Here is a 20125-nt window from a genome sequence, read left to right as displayed (position 1 = left end):
GCGGGGGCGGGTGAGGTCAGCGGTATTCGCAGAGGTAGGCCGTGTCCACCGAGACCTGGAGCTGGAACTTGCTGTCACCCGGAACGGAGAAGCGCTCACCGGCGGAGAAGGTCTGCCACTCCTCGGCACCCGGGAGCCTGACGGTCAGTGCGCCGCTGACCACGTGCATGACCTCCGGTGCGGCGGTGCCGAACTCGTACTCGCCGGGGGCCATCACGCCGACGGTCGCCGGGCCGTCAGCCGAGGTGAAGGCGACCGACTTGACCGTGCCGTCGAAGTATTCGTTGACCTTGAGCATGCGCGTTCTCCTGCGGAAGGTGTGCGGAACGGCGGCCGGCGCTTCGCGCGCCCGGCCGCGGCGGGGGCGAGCCTATCCGCGTGGGTGGCCGGTCCGCCGTGGGCGTCCGCTGGTTGGTCATCCGTGGGCCGCGGCCCCCGACCGGGGCGGGAACGCGCCGCGCAGGGCGGCGAGTTCGGCGGCCCGGGCGCCGTGGGCGAGCAGGTGCCCGTCCAGGGTGCCGTGGTGGGAGCGGACGGAGAGCAGCGCCCGGCGCAGGTGGACGGCGGAGACCGGGAGGCCGGCGTGTCCGGGCGCGGCCGCTCCGGCGGCGGCCCGGTCGGCGCCGGTCAGGCCGAGCGCGGTGTTGGAGCGGAGGAAGTCGGCGGTGACCTCGGCCTCCGGCGCGCCCAGCAGCGACTGCAGCAGGGCGACCACCACCCCGGTGCGGTCCTTGCCGGAAGCACAGTGCACCAGCACCGCGCGGTGCTCCGGAAGCAGCAACTGCCGGACGGCCGCCGTCACGGGCCGTCCGGCCAGCTCGCCCATCAGCGGGTACAGCTCGGCCTGCTCCGCCGGCCAGCGCCGTTCGGCGAAGACCGGCACGTGCAGGTACCGGATCCCGCTGCCGCCGAGCGCGTCCGGCCGGTCGGCGACCTCCGGGGCGCTGCGCAGGTCCAGCACGGTGCGCACGCCCAGGCCGCGCAGCGTCCGGGCGCCGTCGGGCGTCAGCCGGTCCAGCGCCCCGGAGCGGTACAGCACCCCGCGCGGGAGCGCGCCGGTGCCGCCCGCGTCCCGGAAGTTGCGCACCCCGGGGACGGTCGGGGCGGCTGCCGTCGCGGCCGCTGTGGCCTCCGCCGTCGCCATCGGTTCGTCAACGATCATGGCGGCCATCCTAGGCGGCTTCCGAGGCGGCCCCCCTGGGTGGGGACGCCGCCGGGGAGGCGCCCGGTGCCGCGCCGGGGAGCGGCTCTCCGGTGGATCAGCCGGTCGAGGCGTGCAGCATCACGGTGGTGTTCGCGCGGATCGCATCGCCGTCGTCGAGCTCGGCCCCGGCCCCGCCGCCCGTGGGCAGGGGCAGGGCCAGCGGGAGCAGCACGGCGGGGGTCCGCAGCGGGTCGTCGCACAGGCCGAGTTCCATCCCGGCGTCGACATGCGAGTACCGGGGGTCGTCGAGCCTGCCGGGCCGGTCGACCGGGATGCCGTGGGCGGTCAGGTAGTCGGTCATCGCGGGGTGGGTGGTGTGCAGGACCAGCGAGAGCGAGACGCGACCGGTCGCGGGGTCCTCCCGTGCCAGGTGGTGGACGTCTTCCGCCCCGGCCGGCAGGTCGAGCCCGGTGGCGGCCAGCGTCTGCCGCAACGGGACGACGGCGCCCGCGCAGGCGCGCTCGCCGCCGACCGGCTGCCCCGCCTCCGCGGCCCAGCGCACCGCTCCCGCCCCGGCCGGCGCCAGCGCCGCCAGTACGGTCAGGCCGATGGCCCGGCGCACCAGGCGTTCCCGCCGCTCCGAGACCCCGCACGCCCCGTGTCCGCAGGCGATCGATCATGTGCGGACCGGACGCTGGGCCCTGTCCTGCCGATCTTGCCGGGCGCGCGACGCCGGATCTCCCCCAGCCCCAAGGGGGGCTGGGAGGTGCCCCCTTCGGCTGGAAGCACCGGCCCCAGACCCGAGTACATCCAGTACGAGGGCGTGCGGCCGGCACTCCCAGCCGGGCGCCCGACGCCGCGCGCTGATCCGACAAGACCGACCGGACAGGACCGGGCAGGAGCCGCCGCACGTCCTTCCAGTCGGCTCCGAGGGAACGTTGACGAGGGGTCGGCTGCGAGGTGGCCGGCCCGGCCCGCCGGGGTGGTGGCGGGCCGGGCCGGTCGGCGTCCGGACGGGGACGCGGGGAAGGGCGGATCAGTCGAGGGCGATGCCCGGGTAGAGCGGGAAGCCGGCCAACAGGTCGACCGCGCGCTTGGCGACGGCGTCGCGCACGGCGTCGTCCAGCGCGTACTGCGCCTTCGAGGAGCCGACCGGCACGGCGGCCGTCAGCACGGTGTGGATCAGCTCGGCGACCTCGTCCAGTTCGGCGGCGCCCAGCCCGCGGGTGGTCAGCGCGGGCGTGCCGAGCCGGATGCCCGAGGTGTACCAGGCGCCGTTCGGGTCCTGCGGGACGGCGTTGCGGTTGGTGACGATGCCGGAGTCCAGCAGCGCCGCCTCCGCCTGGCGGCCGGTCAGCCCGTAGGAGGTGACGTCCGCCAGCACCAGGTGGTTGTCGGTGCCGCCGGTCACCAGCTTGGCGCCGCGCTTCGCCAGGCCCTCGGCGAGCGCCCGCGCGTTGTCCACCACCTGCTGGGCGTACCCGCGGAACTCGGGGCGGCGGGCCTCCGCGAAGGCCACCGCCTTCGCCGCCATCACGTGCGACAGCGGGCCGCCGAGCACCAGCGGGCAGCCGCGGTCGACGTGCTCGGCCAGTTCCGAGTCGCACAGCACCATGCCGCCGCGCGGGCCGCGCAGCGACTTGTGCGTGGTGGTGGTGACGATCTGTGCGTGCGCCACCGGGTCGAAGTCCCCGGTCAGCACCTTGCCCGCGACCAGGCCCGCGAAGTGCGCCATGTCGACCATCAGGGTCGCGCCCACCTCGTCCGCGATCTCCCGCATCGTGCGGAAGTTCACCAGCCGCGGGTAGGCCGAGTAGCCGGCGACCAGGATCAGCGGCCTGAACTCCAGCGCGATCCGCCGGACTTCGGCGTAGTCGACCAGGCCGGTCACCGGGTCGGTCCCGTAGCTGCGCTGGTCGAACATCTTGCCCGAGATGTTCGGGCGGAAGCCGTGGGTGAGGTGGCCGCCGGTGTCCAGCGACATGCCCAGCATCCGCTGGTTGCCCAGCTCGCGGCGGAGCTCGGCCCAGTCCCGCTCGCTCAGGTCGTTGACGTTGCGCACCTCGGCGCGCCGCAGCGCCGGGCTCTCCACCCGCTGCGACAGCACCGCCCAGAACGCCACCAGGTTGGCGTCGATCCCGGAGTGCGGCTGCACGTACGCGTGCCGCGCGCCGAACAGCTCACGGGCGTGCTCGGCGGCCAGTTCCTCCACGGTGTCCACGTTGCGACAGCCCGCGTAGAAGCGGCGGCCCGGCGTGCCCTCCGCGTACTTGTCACTCAGCCAGTTGCCCATCGCCAGCAGCACCGCGGGCGAGGCGTAGTTCTCGCTGGCGATCAGCTTCAGCGAGGCGCGCTGGTCGGCCAGCTCCCCGGAGATCGCCGCGGCGACCCGGGGTTCGACGGCGCGCACCACGTCGAGGGCGCTGCGGAAGGCGGTGTCGGCGGCGGGGCTGCCGTGGGTGTGCGCGGGCAGGTGCTCGTTCATGGGCGGTCTCCTCGTGCGGTCACGACGACGATTCGGACGGCCCAGGCGCACGGCGACAGCACACGGTGCCCTCAGAGCACCCTACGGAGCCGCTCCCTGATGGTGAATTCCATCCCAGCGCGCCAGTCACGGCTCACCACGATGCTACCAACCGCCGGGACGGGCTCCGAAGAGGGCCTGCGCGGGGCGGCCGCGGAACGGGGGGAACCCGGTGGGGCGGGTGGGAAACCCCTGGTGCGCACCGACCCGGGTCGGCATGATCGGGCACATGACATGGACCCTCCCCGCCACCGTCCGTACCGGCGGCTCGCTCACCGCCCCCGAGACCGAGCTGCTCCCCGACTACCTCGCCTGGCACCGCGCCACCTTCCTGCACAAGTGCGCCGGCCTGACCGGCGAGCAGCTCGCGCTGCGCCCGCTGCCCGCGAGCTCGCTCTCGCTGCTCGGGCTGATGCGCCACCTGGCCAAGGTGGAGCGGACGTGGTTCCGGATCCGCTTCGCCGGGCAGGACGTTCCGCCGCTGCACTTCGTGGAGGGCCACAAGGACGCCGACTTCGACCTGCTGGAACCGGAACGGGCCGAGCGCGAGTACCTGGCGCTGCTGGAGGAGCAGCGGCTCGCCGACCTCGCGGCGGCCGGGGCCGGGCTGGACGAACTGCTGGCGGCGCACGGCGAGGAGCAGTCGCTGCGGATGACGTACCTGCACGTCATCACCGAGTACGCCCGCCACAACGGGCACGCCGACCTGCTGCGCGAGCACATCGACGGGGTGACCGGCAGCTAGCTGGAAGTGAGGAGGGCGGGGGTGGACGGGGATGAAGTCCCGGGCCGGGGAAGGGTGCTGGGGCCGATTCGGAGCAGACGGGTCGTCAGATGATCGGATAGCATACTGAGTATGGGACCTCTCGAACCGAACGTGCCCGAGCTGATCCTCGGACTGATCGTCTTCTTCGCCCTCTTCTGGGCCCTCGGCAAGGTGCTGCTGCCCCGCATCGAACGCACCCTGGCCGAACGCCACGACAAGACCGACGGCGGTCTCGCCCGCGCGGAGGCGGCCCGGGCCGAGGCGGAACGCATCCGCCAGGAGTTCCAGGCCGAACTCGCCGCCGCCCGGCACGAGGCCGCCGCGATCCGGCAGGCCGCCGCCGAGGAGGGCGCCGCCCTGGTCGCGACCCTGCGGGCCGAGGCCCAGCAGCAGCGTGAGCAGCTGGTGGCCGAGGCGCACGTCCAGCTGGCCGCCGACAAGGTGTTGGCCGAGGCCGAACTGCGCGAGGACGTCATCGCGTTGGCGTCCGAGCTGGCCTCCCGGGTGGTCGGCGAGCCGCTCGCCGACCTGCCCTCCACCCGTGCGATCGCGGAGGAGTTCCGCAACCGCGCCGAGGTCTGACCCCTCTGACGGGGGGAAGGCGGACGGGCCGCCCGGTCCACGAGCTCGAAGGCTCGGGGCCGGGCGGCCCGTCCGTTGCGCGCTTGCGTCAGGTCACCGGATCGGAGGGGCGCCGGGGCGCCGGGGCGGGGGCGTCAGACGCACGGGCCGTCGTCGGCCCACACGCCCCACTGGCCGGTGCTGCCGGGGACCTCGTTCGTGGTCCACCACTTGGCGTGGTAGTTGTGGCCCTTGTAGCTGACCGGGTTGCCGCCGGTGTAGACGGTGCCCGCGCCCCACGGCGGCGCGCAGGGGGTGCCGGGCGGGGTGCTGGTGCTCGTGCTGGTGGTCGGCGAGGGGGAGGGGCTGGTGGGCGGGGTCGCGCCGGCGAACTTCACCGTGAACTTCGTGAAGTCCCAGTCGCTCTGCGCCACGCTGGAGCAGGCGCCGGACAGGCCGGGGTCGACGGTGCCGGGGCACTGCCGGTCGCGGTTGACCGACCAGTAGGTGTAGCGGGCCAGCTTGTGCGCGGTGGCGAAGTCCAGCACGGTCTGGAAGTCGGCCTGCTTGAAGTACTCGGCGGCGTCGGTGCGGCCGTTCATCAGCGACACGCCCTCGTGGGCGTACGCGGTGGCCTCGTTCCAGCCGAAGGTGTTCTGCAGGATCTGGTTGAACTTCACCAGCGCGTCGGTCTGCGCCGCCGCCCCGTTGAAGCCGCCGTCGAACGGCATGATCGAGTAGTTGTTCGGCGTGAAGCCCTGGGACTTCGCCTCCAGCAGCATCTGGGTGCCGAACCAGCCGGTGCCGGCGTTGGTGCCCGCGGTGGTGATGGAGACGTAGATGCCCGGGTTGTTCTGCTGCAGGATGCGGGCCGCGCCGATCTCGTTGTGGATCGCGGCGGTGTTCTCGTACTCGGGCTCCTCGAGGTCGAAGTCGATCGCCTTGAGGTTGTACTTGGTCACGACCTTCTGGTACGCGGCGGCGGTCGCCTCCGGGGTGCCGCAGGTCTGGCCCAGCTTGGTGCCGCCGTAGCCGCCCACCGACACCGAGACGTCGCCGCCCTTGTTGCGGATGGTCTGGATGACGGCCGGCATGGTGGTGTCGGTGTCGATCGAGGACGTCCCGCCCCAGGACGGGCTGCAGGTGTTGCCCTGGGCCAGGATGAAGGCCAGTTGGAACGCCTTCTGGCCGGTGGCGTCCATCACGGCGGCGGCGTCCGGCGGGCTGTTGTCCTCCGGCATCAGGTACGGCGCGGAGGCGTACCAGTTGGAGCCGAGCCCGTCCGTGGTCGCGGCGTTCGCCGAACCGGACGCGGCGACCGCGGAGACGCCGCCGGCCAGCAGGCCGAACACGGACAGTGCGACCGCGACGGCGCGGCGCGGCCGGCGGGGCCTGGCCGGGGCGGTGGCGGGGGAGTGTGGGGGAAGTGCGCGTTCCATCGAGGACCTCTCCAGGAGGCGGCGAGGACGGCGGTCCGGACGCGCGCAGGTGGGGGTGCGCGCCCGGCCCAACGGTCGGGTGCCTAGCCGAGGTTGACGTGACTGCCCACTGGTATAGACCTGTGCCAGGGCCCCGTCAACCCTTGTCGCCACACCCCGGGCGCACCGGTTCAGCCCCTGGTCAAATGCCGGTAAAGCACAGGGCAAGGCGGAGGCAGGGGTCGGGGTGACGCTCCGTCAGGAGGATCGCGGCGGGCGGCTCAGCGGCCGGCCGGCAGGTAGGTCTCCAGGCCGCGCAGGAACACCTCGATCTTGAAGGCGTAGCGCTCGTCCCCGTCGCCCGTCACCATGGTGTCCGCCATCTCCTGCAGGTTCGGGAAGCGGTCCGTCGGGAGCGCCAGCAGGAAGGCGCGCAACTGGTCGAAGTACGCGCCGATGTCCGTCCCCCGGGCGATCCGCTCCGCGTAGACCGAGGCCTCGTACGCGTCGGTGTCGATCAGCTGGCCGAGCCCGTCCAGCGCCCAGGCCGCGACCTGGGGCGGCAGGCCGACCCGCAGCAGCAGGTCGAGCAGGAACTCGCTGATGGTCAGCTGGCTCTCGCCCAGCGGGATGCTGCCCAGCGACACCAGCGAGACGTCCCGGTGCGAGGTCAGCACCCGCTGCGCCTCGAAGCAGATCTCGGTGATCTGCTCCTTCCAGCGCGCGGGCTCCGGGCGCCGGGGCAGCCGGATCTCGGCGACCACCCGCTCCAGCACCAGCTCGAACAGCTCCTCCTTGTTGGAGACGTGCGCGTACAGCGAGGCGGGGCCGGTGCCCAGCTCCTGGGCGACCCGGCGCATCGTGACCCCGGACAGGCCCTCGGCGTCCAGCACCCGCACCGCGGTCTCCACGATCAGCGAGCGGCTGAGCGGCTGCCGCGGCTCGGCCTTGCGGGGCTTGTGCCACGGGTTCTCGGGCATCTGCGCGGACAACGGGTCACCTGCTTTCGCTGAACGTTCCATCCACGATCATCGTACTCCGGGCGAACGTCGTTCGACGGGTGGGCGAAGGGTCCGCGCTCCGGAGGGGCTCCGGAGGGGTTCCGGGTGGGCGCCGGAGTGGACCGGGGCCTGATCGTGCGCGGGTCGGGGCCGGGTCGGGGCCGGGTCGGGGCCGGGTCGGGGTCGGGGTGGGGGAGAAGTCAGGGTTAATCCGTTTGACGGGAACGGCGCTCGACTCGTAGAACAGTGTTCGTCCAGAGAAACACCGTTCATCGCGCGGCCCCCGTCCACCGCGCCTGGTAGCACTCACAGGAGCTGTCATGACCGACACGGTCGGCCCCACCACCGCGGCGCCGCCCTCCGGCGCCGCCGCCGAACCCTACCGCTGGCGGTGGGTCGCGCTGTTCGTCATCCTCGCCGCCGAGGTGATGGACCTGCTCGACTCGCTGGTCACCAACATCGCCGCGCCCGCGATCCGGGCGGACATCGGCGGCGGCGAGTCGACCATCCAGTGGCTCGGCGCGGCGTACACGCTGGCGATGGCCATCGGCCTGATCACCGGCGGCCGGCTCGGCGACATCTTCGGCCGCCGCCGGATGTTCATGATCGGCGCGGCCGGCTTCACCGTCGGCTCGCTCGCCTGCGGCCTGGCCCAGGAGCCCTGGCAGCTGATCGCCGCCCGGGTGCTGCAAGGCGTGCTCGGCGCGGTGATGCTGCCGCAGGGCCTGGGCATCATGAAGGAGATCTTCTCGCCGAAGGAGCAGGGCGCGGCGTTCGGCATGTTCGGTCCGGTGATGGGCCTGTCGACGGTCGGCGGCCCGATCCTGGCCGGCTGGCTGGTCGACGCCGACCTGGCCGGCACCGGCTGGCGGATGATCTTCCTGATCAACATCCCGCTGGGCCTGTTCGCGCTGGTCGGCGGCCGGGTCTTCCTGCCCGCCCAGGCGCAGGGCCCGACCGTCCGGCTCGACCTGGTCGGCGCGCTGCTGGCCGCCGTCGGCGCGGCCACGGTCATCTACCCGCTGGTCCAGGGCCGCGAGCACGACTGGCCGCTGTGGGCGTTCGCGCTGCTGGCGGTCGGCGTGGCGGTGTTCGGCCTGTTCGGCTGGTACGAGGCGCGCCGCAAGGCGTCCGGGGCCGACCCGCTGGTCGAGCCCAGCCTGTTCGCCAAGCGCGGCTTCAGCGGCGGCATGGTGCTCGGCCTGGTCTTCTTCACCGCGATGACCGGCTTCTGGCTGACGTTCAGCCTGTACACCCAGCTCGGCCTGCACTACAGCGCCTTCAAGTCCGGCCTGACGGGCGTCCCGTCCTCGGTCGGCATGGTGATCGCGTTCGTCGCCTCCCAGGCGCTGCAGAAGTACGGCCGCAAGGTGATGCACGTCGGCCTGCTGGTGATGCTGGCCGGCGTACTGGGCCTGATGTACACCCTGCACAGCCAGGGCCTGGCCGTCACGCCGTGGCAGATGGTGCCCGCGCTGGTGGTCAGCGGTCTGGGCATGGGCCTGGTGATGGCCCCGTTCTTCGGCATGGTGCTGGCCTCGGTGGAGCCGCACGAGACCGGTTCGGCCTCGGGCACGCTGACGTCGGTGCAGCAGCTCGGCGGGGCCCTGGGCAGCGCCATCCTGGGCACCGTCTTCTTCGAGCGGCTGAAGACGGCGGACTTCGCCGGCGCCGAGCGGGTCACCCTGTGGACCGAGGTCGGCCTGCTGGTGGTGGTCTTCGCGGCGATCTTCCTGCTGCCGATGCACGGCCGCCCCGAGCACGAAACGGGCGAGGGCGGCGCCCCCGAGGAGGAGGGCGCGCTCCGCAAGGAGGGCGAGCACCAGCCAGCCTGACCGCGGGTCGGCACCCGCGGGGGTGGCGACCCGCGGTCAGGCGGCCCGGAGCGGTGTGCTCCGGGCCGCCGGCCCGTTCGGGGCCGGGGCGGATCAGCCCTGGTAGGCCGCGAAGATCTTCGAGAACTGGTACGGCGTCTGCGGGACGTTGGTGCACTTGGGCAGCGAGCCGGTGCAGGCGTTGGCGTCCCGGGTCATCTCCCAGAAGGCCAGCTCGCCGAGGTGGTTCTGCTGGGCGAAGGCGAGCAGCTGCTGCGCGTCGGAGATGTTGAACACCTCGGAGGTGGTGTCGTTCTGGCCGAGCATCGGGGTGACGCCGACCATCGCGTACGCCTGCGCGTCGGTCAGGTTGGTCCACACCGAGCGGATCTGCGCCTGGGTGGACTGCGCGGACTGGATCGCGTAAGCGCCCATCTTGCCCGCCGGGCTCGGGGCGGCCCAGTCGCCGAAGTCCATCGCCATCACGTTGACCAGGTCGACGGCCAGCCCGGCGTTCTTCGCCGACTGCAGGATGTAGACGCCGTCCGCGGTGAGGCCGCTGGGCAGCACCGGCAGGGTCAGGCTGACCTTCAGGTCGCGGCCCTTGGCGCGCTGGGCGGCCTGGACCTGGGCGAGGGCGGCGGAGCGGCGGTCGACCGAGGCGTGGTCGGTGACGGCGGTGCCCTCGATGTCGAAGTCGACCCGGTCGAGCGCGTAGACGTCGACGACCTTCTGGTACTGGGCGGCCAGCGCGGCCACCGTGGTGCAGGACTGGGCCAGCTCGGTGCCGTTGGCGCCGCCGAAGGACGGGCGGACGTCACCGCCGGCGTCCCGGACGGCGTCCATGTCGGCCTTGTTCCAGCCGGTGGCCGGGTCGTAGGCGCCGAACCAGCTGGCGGTGCACGGCTGGCTGCCGTTGATGATGAACGCCAGCGAGAACTCCTTGATGCCGCTGGCGGCGGAGAGCGCGGGCAGGCTGGGGGTCGGGTACGCGCCCAGGTCCACGTAGGGGGCGGCGGTGCCCGCGCTGGTGCCGGTGCCCGCGGTGGCGGTGACGGCCGCCGAGTTCGCGGACTCGTTGCCCGCCGCGTCGAAGGCGCTGACCGTGAAGGTGTGGCTGCTGCCCTGCAGCAGGCCGCGCACGGTGGCCGAGGTGCCGGTCACGGTGGCGACCACGGTGGAGCCCTCGCGGACGTGGTAGCCGGCCACCGCGGTGTTGTCGGTGGAGGCCGTCCAGCCGAGGACGATGCTGCCGGGCCCGGTACCGGTCGAGCGCGGGCTGCCCGGGACGGACGGCGCCACGGTGTCGGCGGGCGCGCCGGCGCACGGCTGGTTGTTGATCGTGCAGTTGACCGGGGCGCTCTGCACCGCGCCGGTGGTCACGCCGAAGCCGACCGCCGGGGCGGCCGCGCCGGGGGCGAGCGGGGCGGCCCAGGACGGCGAGGTCACCGTGTAGTGGGTCCCGGTGGAGGTGCTGGTGGAGGTCAGCGTGCCGTTCCACAGGCTGGAGACGCTCTCGCCGGTCGGCAGGTCGAAGGAGAGCGACCAGCTGTTGACGGTGGCGTTGGTGTGGTTGGTCACGGTGTACGTGGCCTGGAAGCCGTTCGACCAGCTCTGGCTGACCGCGTAGTCGGCGGTCAGGCCGGAGACTCCGGCCGCACCGGCGGCGGTGGCGCCCAGCGGCGCCGCGATCAGGGCCGCGGCCGCGGCGAGGGAGAGGGTGACGCGCCTCATGGGCGGGTCCTCCTTGGCGGTGTGTGGGGGATGGGTGGGGGCCGTGCTCAGGTGCGTGGGGCGCACCGGCGCACTCAAGATGGTCCAGACCAATCCGGGCCGTCAAGGTGAAGTCCTGCGGTTTTGCAAGGAGTTGACGGTTCAAGTAGGCGCACTTAAGGCCCTTAAGGCGGCCGTAGGACGGCCGGTGCGACACCGCTGTGAGGGGTGGGGCCGAGGGGGCGGCCGGGGGCCGGGGGCGCGCGGACGCGGCGCGAGCGGCGGAAGGGGAGAGCGGCGGAAGGGGGGAGCGCGAGGGTGAGACGGGGGAGGGGCGACGGAGGGCGCGGCCCCCGAGCGTGGGGGATGGGGCCGCGCCACCCGCCTGACCCAGGTCAGGCGTTCGTGGGCCGTCAGGCGGAGACGGCGGTGCCGCGCATCCGGCGGGCCAGGTGCACGCCCGAGGCGGTGGCCGCCAGCAGGCCCGCGCCGGCCAGGCCGAGCAGCAGGTCGCTGTGGCTGGTCCGGTTCACCGTGGCGGTGCCGGACGCGGCCACGACGGCCTCGGCGGTGGTGAGGTCGCCGCCGTGCCCGGAGTGCGACACGGTCGAACGGGCCGCGCCCGCGTCGATCTGCGCCTGGGTCGGCGCGGACGGGGCGTTGGCGGAGAGCGGGACGGCTGCGGCTGCGGCCGCGGCGGTGGTGCCGCCGAAGTCGAGGTCCGAGCAGCCGTAGAACGCCTCCGGGCTGTCCGAGCGCTGCCACACCATGTAGACCAGCTGGCGGCCGGTGCGCTGCGGCAGGTTGACGTTGACGTGGTAGTAGCCGTTGTCCGAGCTGCGCGCGGTGTCGTAGACCGCGACCGGGCTGGCCAGGTCCAGGTCGGACCACTTCAGCGGCTTGGTGGGGTCGTAGCCGGCCTTGGTGATGTACAGCTTCATGGTGCCCTGGTGGGGCGCGGTGACCCGGAAGTCGAAGTTCTTCGCGCCGGCCGCCACCGAGGTGGCGGGCCAGTCGGTGCGCGCCCAGTCCAGGGCGCGGTACTTGTCGCGGTTGGCCGAGCAGAGGTGGCCGTCCGGGATGATCTGCTGGCTCTGGCCGTTGGCGCTGGCGATGTTGACCTCGTTCCAGTCGTACAGCGGCTGGGTGCCGCTGTCCGCGACGAGGTCCTTGCAGACCTGCGACTTGGGGGTCTCGGGGCCTTCCGCGTAACAGGCCGCGATGCGGCTGGGCGGGCCGAACATGGCGCCGTGCGCGCCGGCGGTGCCGGCGGCGAAGGTGGTGGCGACCAGGGCGCCCGCGCCCACCGCGGAGGCGGCGAGCAGACGGCGGGACCAGGACATGGTTCTCCTAGGGAAGGTTCGGGCCGGTCGTGGGGGAAAGGCGGGCACGTCTGCCTGCGGACCACGGGGAGCGACCCCGGGGCGGCGTGGTGTGGACCCGGCACACCGCGAGCCGTCCGAAGGCTACGATTGGCCTATACCAATTGACAAGTGTCGGCCAACGGCGAGCGGTTGGCCGGTGGCGACATCCAGCCACCGCCACCGCCCGTGCGGACGCACCGACCTGGTGCGACGTCAGGTTCCCGCCAACGGAAGGCCGGTGGGAAAACCCCAGGAAAACAGGCCCCGGCGACGCCCGCCCCCGACTCCCACCGGGCTCCACCCCTGGTGCGGGACACCGCGCCCGGGACGCCCGGGACCGCTGCGTCGCAGGTGGCGGGCGGGAGGATGAGGAGGAATCCAAGCCGCGGATAATGCCCCGATAAGCCGGACGACGGAAGTCCGCGGGAGTGCCGGACGCAATGCGGCCGCTCTCCCCGGGGGCGGGAACGGTGGCGTCGGGAAGGCCGGGGGCGCCGAACGGCCCGGAGAATCCTGCACGGCCGCTCCGAGTTCGCCGGGAATCCGCCGAACGCCCGGCACGCCGCAGCCCGGGCCGGGGTCGCCGGCCGGCCGGCGAGCGCCCTCGGCGAGATCGGCTTCCGCAACCGGCCGGCCGTCAGCCGAGCGAGGCGAGCAGCCGCGCGCTGTCCAGTCCGACGGACAGGTAATCGACGAAGAGGCCGTTGTTCAACGCCCACGGCGAACGCCGCTCCCGGACCGACCGCACCGCCTCGGCGCACTCCAGGCCCGACTCCACCACTCCTTTCCGCGGCCGCCAACGCGGTGGAGCGGACCGGGGGTTCCCGCCTCGGGCCGGTGGTCGGGGAGCGGGGAAATGACGGGTCGGCAGGTTTGCGGGGTGGGCGGGGCGGGGGTTCGTCAGGCGTTCATGGCGGGATCAGGTGGCGGTGGTGCCCTGTTGGGGCGGGGTCGGGAGGTTGGGCGGCGCCGTTTCGCGGCTTTACCCGCGCATTGCCGTGTCTGTTCGTTGCTCTGCCCGTTCGTTGCTGTGTCTGTTCGTTGTTGTGCCCGCCCGATGCTGTGCCCGCTCACCGACTTCGAGGGACGGAACCCGTGACCGTACTGCGCGCGCCCGAGTGGCGTCGTCGACTCTCCCTGCTGCTGGCCGCCGTCGCCCTGCCGTTCCTCGGGGGCGGGGTGCTGGCCGCGCCCCCGGTCGCCGCGGCCAGTGCCGTGGCCTGGCCCGGCGGGTCCGGCGTGGCCACGGCGGACGGGTCCAACGTGTTCGGCTCCGACCTGTCCGGCCTGTACCAGGAGGGCGGCGTGATGTGGGGCGTGCAGAACTCCGGGAAGCTGTGGCGGCTCGTCCCGAACGGCTCCGGCGGCTGGAAGCCCGACACCGCGAACGGCTGGGCCTCCGGCAAGTCGCTGCGCTTCCCCGGCGGCAGCGGCACCCCGGACGACGAGGGCGTCACGCTGACCGGGGCGGGTTCGGCCGGCGGCGTGTACGTCTCCAGCGAGCGCAACGCCTCGTCCTCCTCGACGAGCCGGCTCTCGGTGCTGCGCTACGACGTCTCCGGCACCGGCGGCACGCTGACCGCCACCCGGGAGTGGAACCTCACCGCCGACCTGCCGTCCACCGGTTCCAACGCCGGCCTGGAGGGCGTCACCTGGGTGCCCGACGCCTACCTGACCGGTGCGGGCTTCAAGGACGCGTCGACCGGCGCCGCGTACGACCCGAGCCGTTACGCGGCGCACACCGGCGGCGTGTTCTTCGTCGGCGTCGAGGGCAGCGGCACGGTCTACGGCTACGTCCTGCTGGAGGCCGGCGGCTTCACCAAGGTCGCCACCGTCAGCAGCGGCATGTCCGGCGTGATGGAGGTGACCTGGGAGCCGCAGGCCAACCGGCTGTGGGTGGTCTGCGACGACAACTGCTCCGGTCAGCTGCGCACCTTCCAGGTGAACGGCAGCGGGGCGTTCGCCCTCACCTCGATCTACAACCGCCCCTCGGGCATGCCGAACATCAACAACGAGGGCTTCACCCTGGCCGGCGCGGACGAGTGCGTCGGCGGCAGCAAGCCCGTCTACTGGGCGGACGACAGCAACACCAGCGGTCACGCGCTGCGCAAGGGCAGCATTACCTGCTGACGGACCGCGAGGTCGGTCGGGCCCCGGCTTCGGACGAGCCGGGGCCCGGCGCGTTCCGGCGGCGGTCACAGGTTCGCGGGTGGCGGCTGGCGAGCGGCGGGCCGGTCACAGGTCGGCGGGCGGCTCGATGTCCGCGGGCGGGCCGTAGCCGTGCAGCCCGAGGGTGGAGGTGGCCCGGTAGCCGTCGCCCTCGCAGACCAGCGACAGCTCGGCGAGCCGCCCCCGGTCGTCGACCCGCAGGTCGGCGGCGCAGTCCGCGATGCCGTGCTCGGCGACCTTCCGGCGGACCGCCACCCCGAGCGCGGCGGACACCTCCCCGACCGGCAGCCGGCCCGCCAGGTGGTAGGCCGACGCGCCGTCGGCGTCGCCCGGCAGCGGCACCCGCCCCCGGTACGAGGCCGGGTCGGCGGCCAGCAGCGTCCGCACCATCGGGCGGTGGTCGGCGAGCAGCACCTCCTCGCCGCGCGGGTGGCTGGTCCAGGGCTGGTCGTCGACCCGGCTGTACACCCGGCTCCGCGTGGTGGTGCTGACCTGCCCCTGAGCGTCCCCCGAGGACGCGGTCAGCCGCATCGAGCTGGTCTGGACCTCCCCTATGCTCACCCGACCCCGGCCGCGCGCGGACGTCCGCCCGTCGGCGGCCTCCACCGAGATCTCCGCCGAGAACGGCTCGGCCGGCGCGTCGACCGCGGCGCGCAGCCGCTGGATCTCGGCGGACCGGTCGGTGATGGCGGTGGCGGCGGTGGCTGAGGTGGGGGAGCCGGGCGGGGCGGCGGACCCGGGATCCGCGCAGCCGGTCAGGACGGCCGCCCACACGAGACCACAGGCCAGCGCGCCCCCGCGCGTCCGTACCGACACGACCCCTACCCCCACCGGACATCCACGAACGGAACACAGCGTTCCCACCGTCCCGCAGTCGACGGGTACAGCGCAAGCCGATTCGCGGACCGGGCCCCGGAGACGGGGCGGTTTCCGGGGGTCAGCCGAGCGCGTAGCAGAGGGCGGCGGTGAGGACGACCAGCAGCGCCGCCCCGGCGGCGGTCGCCAGCACCCGGACGGTGCGCGGTCGGCGCAGGGCCGCGGCGAGGCCCGGGGCGAAGGCGCCGAGCACGGTGGCGGCCAGCGCGGTCAGGGCGCCGCCGGCCAGCAGCAGGCCGCCTGCGACGAAGGCCAGCGCGAGCACGTGGTCGCCGACCCCGAGCCGGGCGCACTCGCCGTCCGGGGCGCACCGCACGGTGGCGACGGTGCCCGGCCGGTAGTCGAGCGGGGCGCCGTCGTAGGTCCAGGTGCCGGTGGCGACGTTCGTGCCGGCCGGGTCGCCGGTGCCCCGGCAGTGGTTGGCCAGGCTCCGGGAACGGCCGGTGGTGTGGCAGTCGGTGACCGTCATCCGCAGTTCGGGCTGGTGGTGCAGGGCCCGGACGTCGCCCAGCGCGGAGACGCCGCCGAGCGCCACCCCCACCCCGAGCGCCAGTCCGGCCAGCGCCATCAGGGCGCCCAGCAGCGCCGCGACGGCCGGCGGCAGCCGCCGCCGGGCCGGGCCGCGGGCCTCGCTACGCTTCGGCGTCGCCGCGTACTTGGTGCGGTCCGGCCCCCCGGCGCGCCGACGCTTCTCCGCGCGCCCTGTACGTCCTGCCCGCCCTGTACGTCCTGTCCGCCCCGTCTGTCCCGTGCGACCCGTTCCCCCGGACATGCCGCCCCTTCCCCGTTGCCCCCGTGCGCGTCCGCGGGTCGGGGCGCGACGGCACAACCTACCGCCCCGGCGCGGGAGGTGGCGGGGCGTCGGGCGGGCGGGCGGGCGGCGCACGGGGCGGGCGGTCGGGCGGGGTGCGACGCGCGGAGGGGCCCGGCCCGCACCCGCGCGGCCCGGGCCCCTCCGGGGCGGTCAGGGCGTCAGATCAGGCCCTGGGCGAGCATCGCGTCGGCGACCAGCTCGAAGCCGGCGATGTTCGCGCCGACCACGTAGTTGCCGGGGCTGCCGTACTTCTCCGCGGTGGTGTAGCAGGAGTCGTGGATGTGCTTCATGATCTCGCCGAGGCGGGCCTCGGTGTGCTCGAAGGTCCACGAGTCGCGGGAGGCGTTCTGCTGCATCTCCAGCGCCGAGGTGGCGACGCCGCCGGCGTTGGCGGCCTTGCCGGGGGCGAAGGCCACGCCGGCCTCCTGGAAGACCCGGACGGCCTCGGGGGTGGTGGGCATGTTGGCGCCCTCGGCGACGGCCTTGACGCCGCCGCGCACCAGCGCCAGCGCGTCCGCCTCGTGCAGCTCGTTCTGGGTGGCGCAGGGCAGCGCCACGTCGCAGGCGACGTTCCACACGCCGGTGCCGGCCACGTACTTCACGTGCGGGCCGCGCGCCTCGGCGTAGTCGGAGACGCGGCCGCGGCGGGTCTCCTTGATCTCCTTGAGCAGGGCCAGGTCGATGCCCTTCTCGTCGACCACGTAGCCGGTCGAGTCGGAGCAGGTGAGCACGGTCGCGCCGAGCTGCTGGGCCTTCTCGATCGCGTAGATCGCCACGTTGCCGGAGCCGGAGACCACCACGCGCTGCCCGGCCAGGCTCTCGCCGCGGGTGCGCAGCATCTCCTCGGTGAACATCACGCAGCCGTAGCCGGTGGCCTCGGTGCGGGCCTGCGCGCCGCCCCAGCCCAGGCCCTTGCCGGTGAGCACGCCCGACTCGTAGCGGTTGGTGATCCGCTTGTACTGGCCGAACAGGTAGCCGATCTCGCGGCCGCCGACGCCGATGTCACCGGCCGGGACGTCGGTGTACTCGCCGAGGTGGCGGTGCAGCTCGGTCATGAAGGACTGGCAGAAGCGCATGATCTCGGCGTCCGAGCGGCCCTTGGGGTCGAAGTCGGAGCCGCCCTTGCCGCCGCCGATCGGCATGCCGGTCAGGGCGTTCTTGAAGATCTGCTCGAAGCCGAGGAACTTCACGATGCCGAGGTTGACCGAGGGGTGGAAGCGCAGACCGCCCTTGTACGGGCCGAGGGCGCTGGAGAACTCCACCCGGAAACCGCGGTTGACGTGGATCCCGCCCTTGTCGTCGGACCACGGCACCCGGAAGATCAGCTGCCGCTCGGGCTCGCAGACGCGCTCGATGATCCGGGCGTCGACCAGCTCGGGCCGCTGCCGCAGCACCGGGCCGAGGGTTTCGAGGACCTCGCGGACCGCCTGGTGGAACTCGTTCTCGCCCTGGTTGCGGCGGAGGACTTCCTGGTACAGCGGCTCGATCAGACGGGCGCCGGCGTCGGTGGACGCGGCGGAGGTGGGGGTGGCCGGCATTCAGGCACAACCTTCCGTGGATTCGGATGGCGCACGAGGGCGTTCCCGTCCCGGGGACCGCCCCTGGTCCTCCTCGCCGTTGAGGACCGTCCGGGGCGCGCCTGACACGCGCCGGTGGACGGGGTGGGACCGATGGTCTGCACCATTGTCACAGGGCTGACCTGCGTCCATCGACCGATCGTCCACGATGTGGACGCCCGAATGGGGGTATTTCGGTCGACCGACAGGTAAAGCCGAGGTCATCGGCCGCCCAACTTCGGCCCAGGCCGCCCAAACTCGGAGAACGGTGGGAATTCGGTGGGACTTCCGGGCGTGTCCTGAGAGTTCCCCGGGAGCCGGACGGAGAGCGGGTCGGATGGTGCCGACCGGCCCCCGGGGAGGTGCGGGTGCGGGTGCGCGGCGACGGCGGCGGCGGAGCGGCGGCCGCCGTTCAGCGGCGCGGCAGGATCCACCAGGCGGTGGTCCCGGCCGGCAGCACCCCCGCCTGGCACGGGCCGGAGGACAGCAGCGGCTGGCCGGTGACCGGCGCCGGCGCCGGGACGGTGCCGAAGTTCGTCGCCACCAGCAGGCCGTCGCCCCGGGTGAAGGCCAGCACGTTCGGCGGCGTCTCGATCCAGCGCAGCGTGCCCTCGCCCAGCTGCGGCAGCAGCCGACGCAGGTGCAGCGCCTCCCGGTACAGGTGGTACGGCGAGGTGTGGTCGGCCAGCGCCCGCTCCGCGGTGTGCCCCGCGAACGAGGCCGGCTGCGGCAGCCAGGTCGGCGCCGACCCCTCCGGGCTGAACCCGTACGGCGCCCGGCTGCCCGCCCACGGCAGCGGGACGCGGCAGCCGTCCCGGATGCCCTTGCGGCTGCCCGTCCGGTGGAAGATCGGGTCGGTGATCACCTCGTCCGGCAGGTCGTCGACCTCCGGCAGGCCCAGCTCCTCGCCCTGGTACAGGTAGGCCGCGCCCGGCAGCGAGAGCATCAGCAGCGCCGCCGCCCGGGCCCGCTCCGGGCTGCCGAAGCGGGTCGTGGTGCGAACCTGGTCGTGGTTGTTCAACACCCAGGTCACCGTCGAACCGGTCGCCGTGATGTCCCGCACCGCCGCGTCGATCACCTGGTGGAAGTGCTCGGCGTCCCACGGCGCGTGCAGCAGGTGGAAGAAGAACGCCTGGTGCAGCTCGTCGCCGCGGACGTACTTGGCCTGCTCGGCCGGGGTCGGCACCGAAGCCTCGCCGACCAGCAGCCGCTGTCGCCCGTCCAGCGCCGTGTACTCCTCGCAGATCGCCCGCCAGGAGCGCCACACCTCGTGCACCTCCGGCTGGTTCCAGGCCAGCGGGTTCACCGAGTCGCGGGTCCGCTCGTCCGCCTCCGGGTCGGGCGAGTCGGGCAGCTCCGGGTGCTTGAACAGGCCCGCCGCGACGTCGATCCGGAAACCGTCCACGCCCCGGTCCAGCCAGAACCGGAGCACCTTCTCGAACTCGACCGGCACCTCCGGGTTGCGCCAGTTCAGGTCCGGCTGCTCCGGGGTGAACATGTGCAGGTACCACTGGCCCGGGGTGCCGTCCGGCTCGGTGATCCGGGACCACGCCGGGCCGCCGAACATCGCCCGCCAGTTGTTCGGCGGCAGCTCGCCCGCCGCGCCCCGGCCGTCCGCGAAGTGGAACCGGGCCCGGGACGCGCTGCCCGGGGCGGCGGCCAGTGCCTCCAGGAACCACGGGTGCTCGGCCGAGCAGTGGTTCGGCACGGTGTCCAGCACCAGGCGCAGGCCCAGCTTCCGGCAGTCCTCGACCAGCAGGTCGAAGTCCTCCAGGGTGCCGAACATCGGGTCGACACCCTTGTAGTCGGCCACGTCGTAGCCGTGGTCGTGCTGCGGCGACGGGTAGAACGGGTTCAGCCACACCCCGTCCACCCCCAGCCGCTTCAGGTACGGCAGCCGGGCCCGCACGCCCGGCAGGTCGCCGATGCCGTCGCCGTTGGAGTCCTGGAAACTGCGCACGTACACCTGGTAGATCACCGCGTCGCGCCACCAGAGCGCGTCCGGGGTGAGCGGGGCCGTCCGTTCCTCCGGGAGCAGGCCGTCGGCGGTGAGGACGGCGGAGGCCTCCACGGCCCCGAGGGCCTCGGCGGGGCGCGGCGGGTCGGCCGGGACGACGGGCGTGATCATGCGTCACCTTCACGGGAGCGCGCGAGGGAGGTCGCGCTGACAGGCACGGGCCCCGCGCCTGACAGTCCGTCAGTTCCCCGGGGATACCTAGATGTTAGGTATAGGCCAAACACCCTGTCCAGGAGACAGGAGATGAAGATGTCACTTCCTGAGCCGCCGAGTGCCATCAGACCGGGCGAACCAGGGCGAATAAGGGGGCGCACAACGGGGTAGGGCAAAGCCCAGGAGAGCCGCCCGGCGTACGACCGACGAAGTTCGGCCGCACGGCGCACTCCCC

The 20125-nt window shown here is 73.4% G+C and carries 16 protein-coding genes, 1 pseudogene and 1 riboswitch; of the genes and pseudogenes, 4 read left to right on the top strand and 13 right to left on the bottom strand.

Features of this window, described 5'->3' with window-relative positions; all coding sequences use genetic code 11:
- Positions 1 to 16 precede the first annotated feature (16 nt).
- The 4 genes from ppnP to KSE_RS01900 form a co-directional block, all read right to left on the bottom strand.
- Positions 17 to 298 carry a pyrimidine/purine nucleoside phosphorylase gene (ppnP, locus tag KSE_RS01915; RefSeq protein WP_014133566.1) on the bottom strand — a complete coding sequence of 94 codons (282 nt, stop codon included), beginning with the start codon at positions 296 to 298 and terminating at the stop codon, positions 17 to 19.
- 117 nt (positions 299 to 415) lie between these two features.
- Positions 416 to 1162, bottom strand: a complete 747-nt coding sequence (locus KSE_RS01910; RefSeq protein ID WP_231873109.1) for a tyrosine-protein phosphatase — start codon at positions 1160 to 1162, stop codon at positions 416 to 418.
- A 97-nt stretch (positions 1163 to 1259) separates the two neighbouring features.
- A complete protein-coding gene (locus tag KSE_RS01905) occupies positions 1260 to 1766 on the bottom strand; it encodes a hypothetical protein (RefSeq protein WP_014133564.1) in 507 nt (168 codons plus the stop codon).
- Positions 1767 to 2180: 414 nt separating this feature from the next.
- On the bottom strand, positions 2181 to 3629 hold the full coding sequence (locus KSE_RS01900) for a glycine hydroxymethyltransferase (protein ID WP_014133563.1): 1449 nt from the start codon (positions 3627 to 3629) through the stop codon (positions 2181 to 2183).
- A gap of 32 nt (positions 3630 to 3661) precedes the next feature.
- Positions 3662 to 3769, bottom strand: a riboswitch (ZMP/ZTP riboswitch).
- A gap of 128 nt (positions 3770 to 3897) precedes the next feature.
- On the opposite strand from KSE_RS01900, the gene KSE_RS01895 reads away from it, so the two are divergent.
- A complete protein-coding gene (locus KSE_RS01895; protein WP_033258941.1) occupies positions 3898 to 4413 on the top strand; it encodes a DinB family protein in 516 nt (171 codons plus the stop codon).
- Between the two features lie 111 nt (positions 4414 to 4524).
- A complete protein-coding gene (locus tag KSE_RS01890; protein WP_014133561.1) occupies positions 4525 to 5016 on the top strand; it encodes a F0F1 ATP synthase subunit B family protein in 492 nt (163 codons plus the stop codon).
- A 134-nt stretch (positions 5017 to 5150) separates the two neighbouring features.
- On the opposite strand, the gene KSE_RS01885 is transcribed toward KSE_RS01890, so the two are convergent.
- Both KSE_RS01885 and KSE_RS01880 read right to left on the bottom strand, forming a co-directional pair.
- Positions 5151 to 6434: a carbohydrate-binding protein gene (locus tag KSE_RS01885; RefSeq protein ID WP_014133560.1), complete on the bottom strand. Its 1284-nt coding sequence runs from the start codon at positions 6432 to 6434 to the stop codon at positions 5151 to 5153.
- 260 nt (positions 6435 to 6694) lie between these two features.
- Positions 6695 to 7405 (bottom strand): TetR/AcrR family transcriptional regulator, encoded by a 711-nt coding sequence (locus KSE_RS01880; protein ID WP_106437573.1) that lies wholly within the window; start codon positions 7403 to 7405, stop codon positions 6695 to 6697.
- A 329-nt stretch (positions 7406 to 7734) separates the two neighbouring features.
- Here KSE_RS01880 and KSE_RS01875 point away from each other — a divergent pair, with 329 nt between their 5' ends.
- Positions 7735 to 9249: an MFS transporter gene (locus tag KSE_RS01875; protein WP_014133558.1), complete on the top strand. Its 1515-nt coding sequence runs from the start codon at positions 7735 to 7737 to the stop codon at positions 9247 to 9249.
- A gap of 93 nt (positions 9250 to 9342) precedes the next feature.
- Here KSE_RS01875 and KSE_RS01870 read toward each other — a convergent pair whose 3' ends face one another.
- The 3 genes from KSE_RS01870 to KSE_RS39580 all read right to left on the bottom strand — a co-directional run bounded on the left by KSE_RS01870 (position 9343) and on the right by KSE_RS39580 (position 13083).
- Positions 9343 to 10962, bottom strand: coding sequence for a cellulose binding domain-containing protein (locus tag KSE_RS01870; protein WP_014133557.1), 1620 nt, complete (start codon positions 10960 to 10962; stop codon positions 9343 to 9345).
- Between the two features lie 392 nt (positions 10963 to 11354).
- The gene (locus KSE_RS01865) at positions 11355 to 12284 is read right to left on the bottom strand and encodes a lytic polysaccharide monooxygenase auxiliary activity family 9 protein (protein WP_014133556.1); all 930 of its coding nucleotides are present in this window, start codon (positions 12282 to 12284) and stop codon (positions 11355 to 11357) included.
- Between the two features lie 658 nt (positions 12285 to 12942).
- Positions 12943 to 13083, bottom strand: coding sequence for a hypothetical protein (locus KSE_RS39580; RefSeq protein ID WP_193365911.1), 141 nt, complete (start codon positions 13081 to 13083; stop codon positions 12943 to 12945).
- A 434-nt stretch (positions 13084 to 13517) separates the two neighbouring features.
- On the opposite strand from KSE_RS39580, the pseudogene KSE_RS01860 reads away from it, so the two are divergent.
- Positions 13518 to 14435: pseudogene (locus KSE_RS01860) on the top strand (hypothetical protein); the annotation flags it as partial.
- A gap of 105 nt (positions 14436 to 14540) precedes the next feature.
- Here the strand turns inward: KSE_RS01860 and KSE_RS43510 are convergent.
- From KSE_RS43510 to KSE_RS01840, 4 genes are all read right to left on the bottom strand, one after another.
- Positions 14541 to 15290, bottom strand: coding sequence for a hypothetical protein (locus KSE_RS43510; protein WP_193365910.1), 750 nt, complete (start codon positions 15288 to 15290; stop codon positions 14541 to 14543).
- A gap of 121 nt (positions 15291 to 15411) precedes the next feature.
- Positions 15412 to 15918, bottom strand: coding sequence for a hypothetical protein (locus tag KSE_RS01850; RefSeq protein WP_014133552.1), 507 nt, complete (start codon positions 15916 to 15918; stop codon positions 15412 to 15414).
- 404 nt (positions 15919 to 16322) lie between these two features.
- Positions 16323 to 17702, bottom strand: a complete 1380-nt coding sequence (gdhA, locus tag KSE_RS01845; RefSeq protein ID WP_014133551.1) for an NADP-specific glutamate dehydrogenase — start codon at positions 17700 to 17702, stop codon at positions 16323 to 16325.
- A 430-nt stretch (positions 17703 to 18132) separates the two neighbouring features.
- Entirely contained in the window at positions 18133 to 19848 is a 1716-nt protein-coding gene (locus KSE_RS01840) for a glycoside hydrolase family 13 protein (protein WP_014133550.1), read from the bottom strand.
- Between the last annotated feature and the right edge of the window lie 277 nt (positions 19849 to 20125).

The sequence above is a fragment of the Kitasatospora setae KM-6054 genome (assembly GCF_000269985.1).
In the GTDB taxonomy this organism is placed as follows: domain Bacteria; phylum Actinomycetota; class Actinomycetes; order Streptomycetales; family Streptomycetaceae; genus Kitasatospora; species Kitasatospora setae.
The sequence above is the reverse complement of the archived record's forward strand: the minus strand, read 5'-3'. Positions and strand labels throughout refer to the sequence as shown.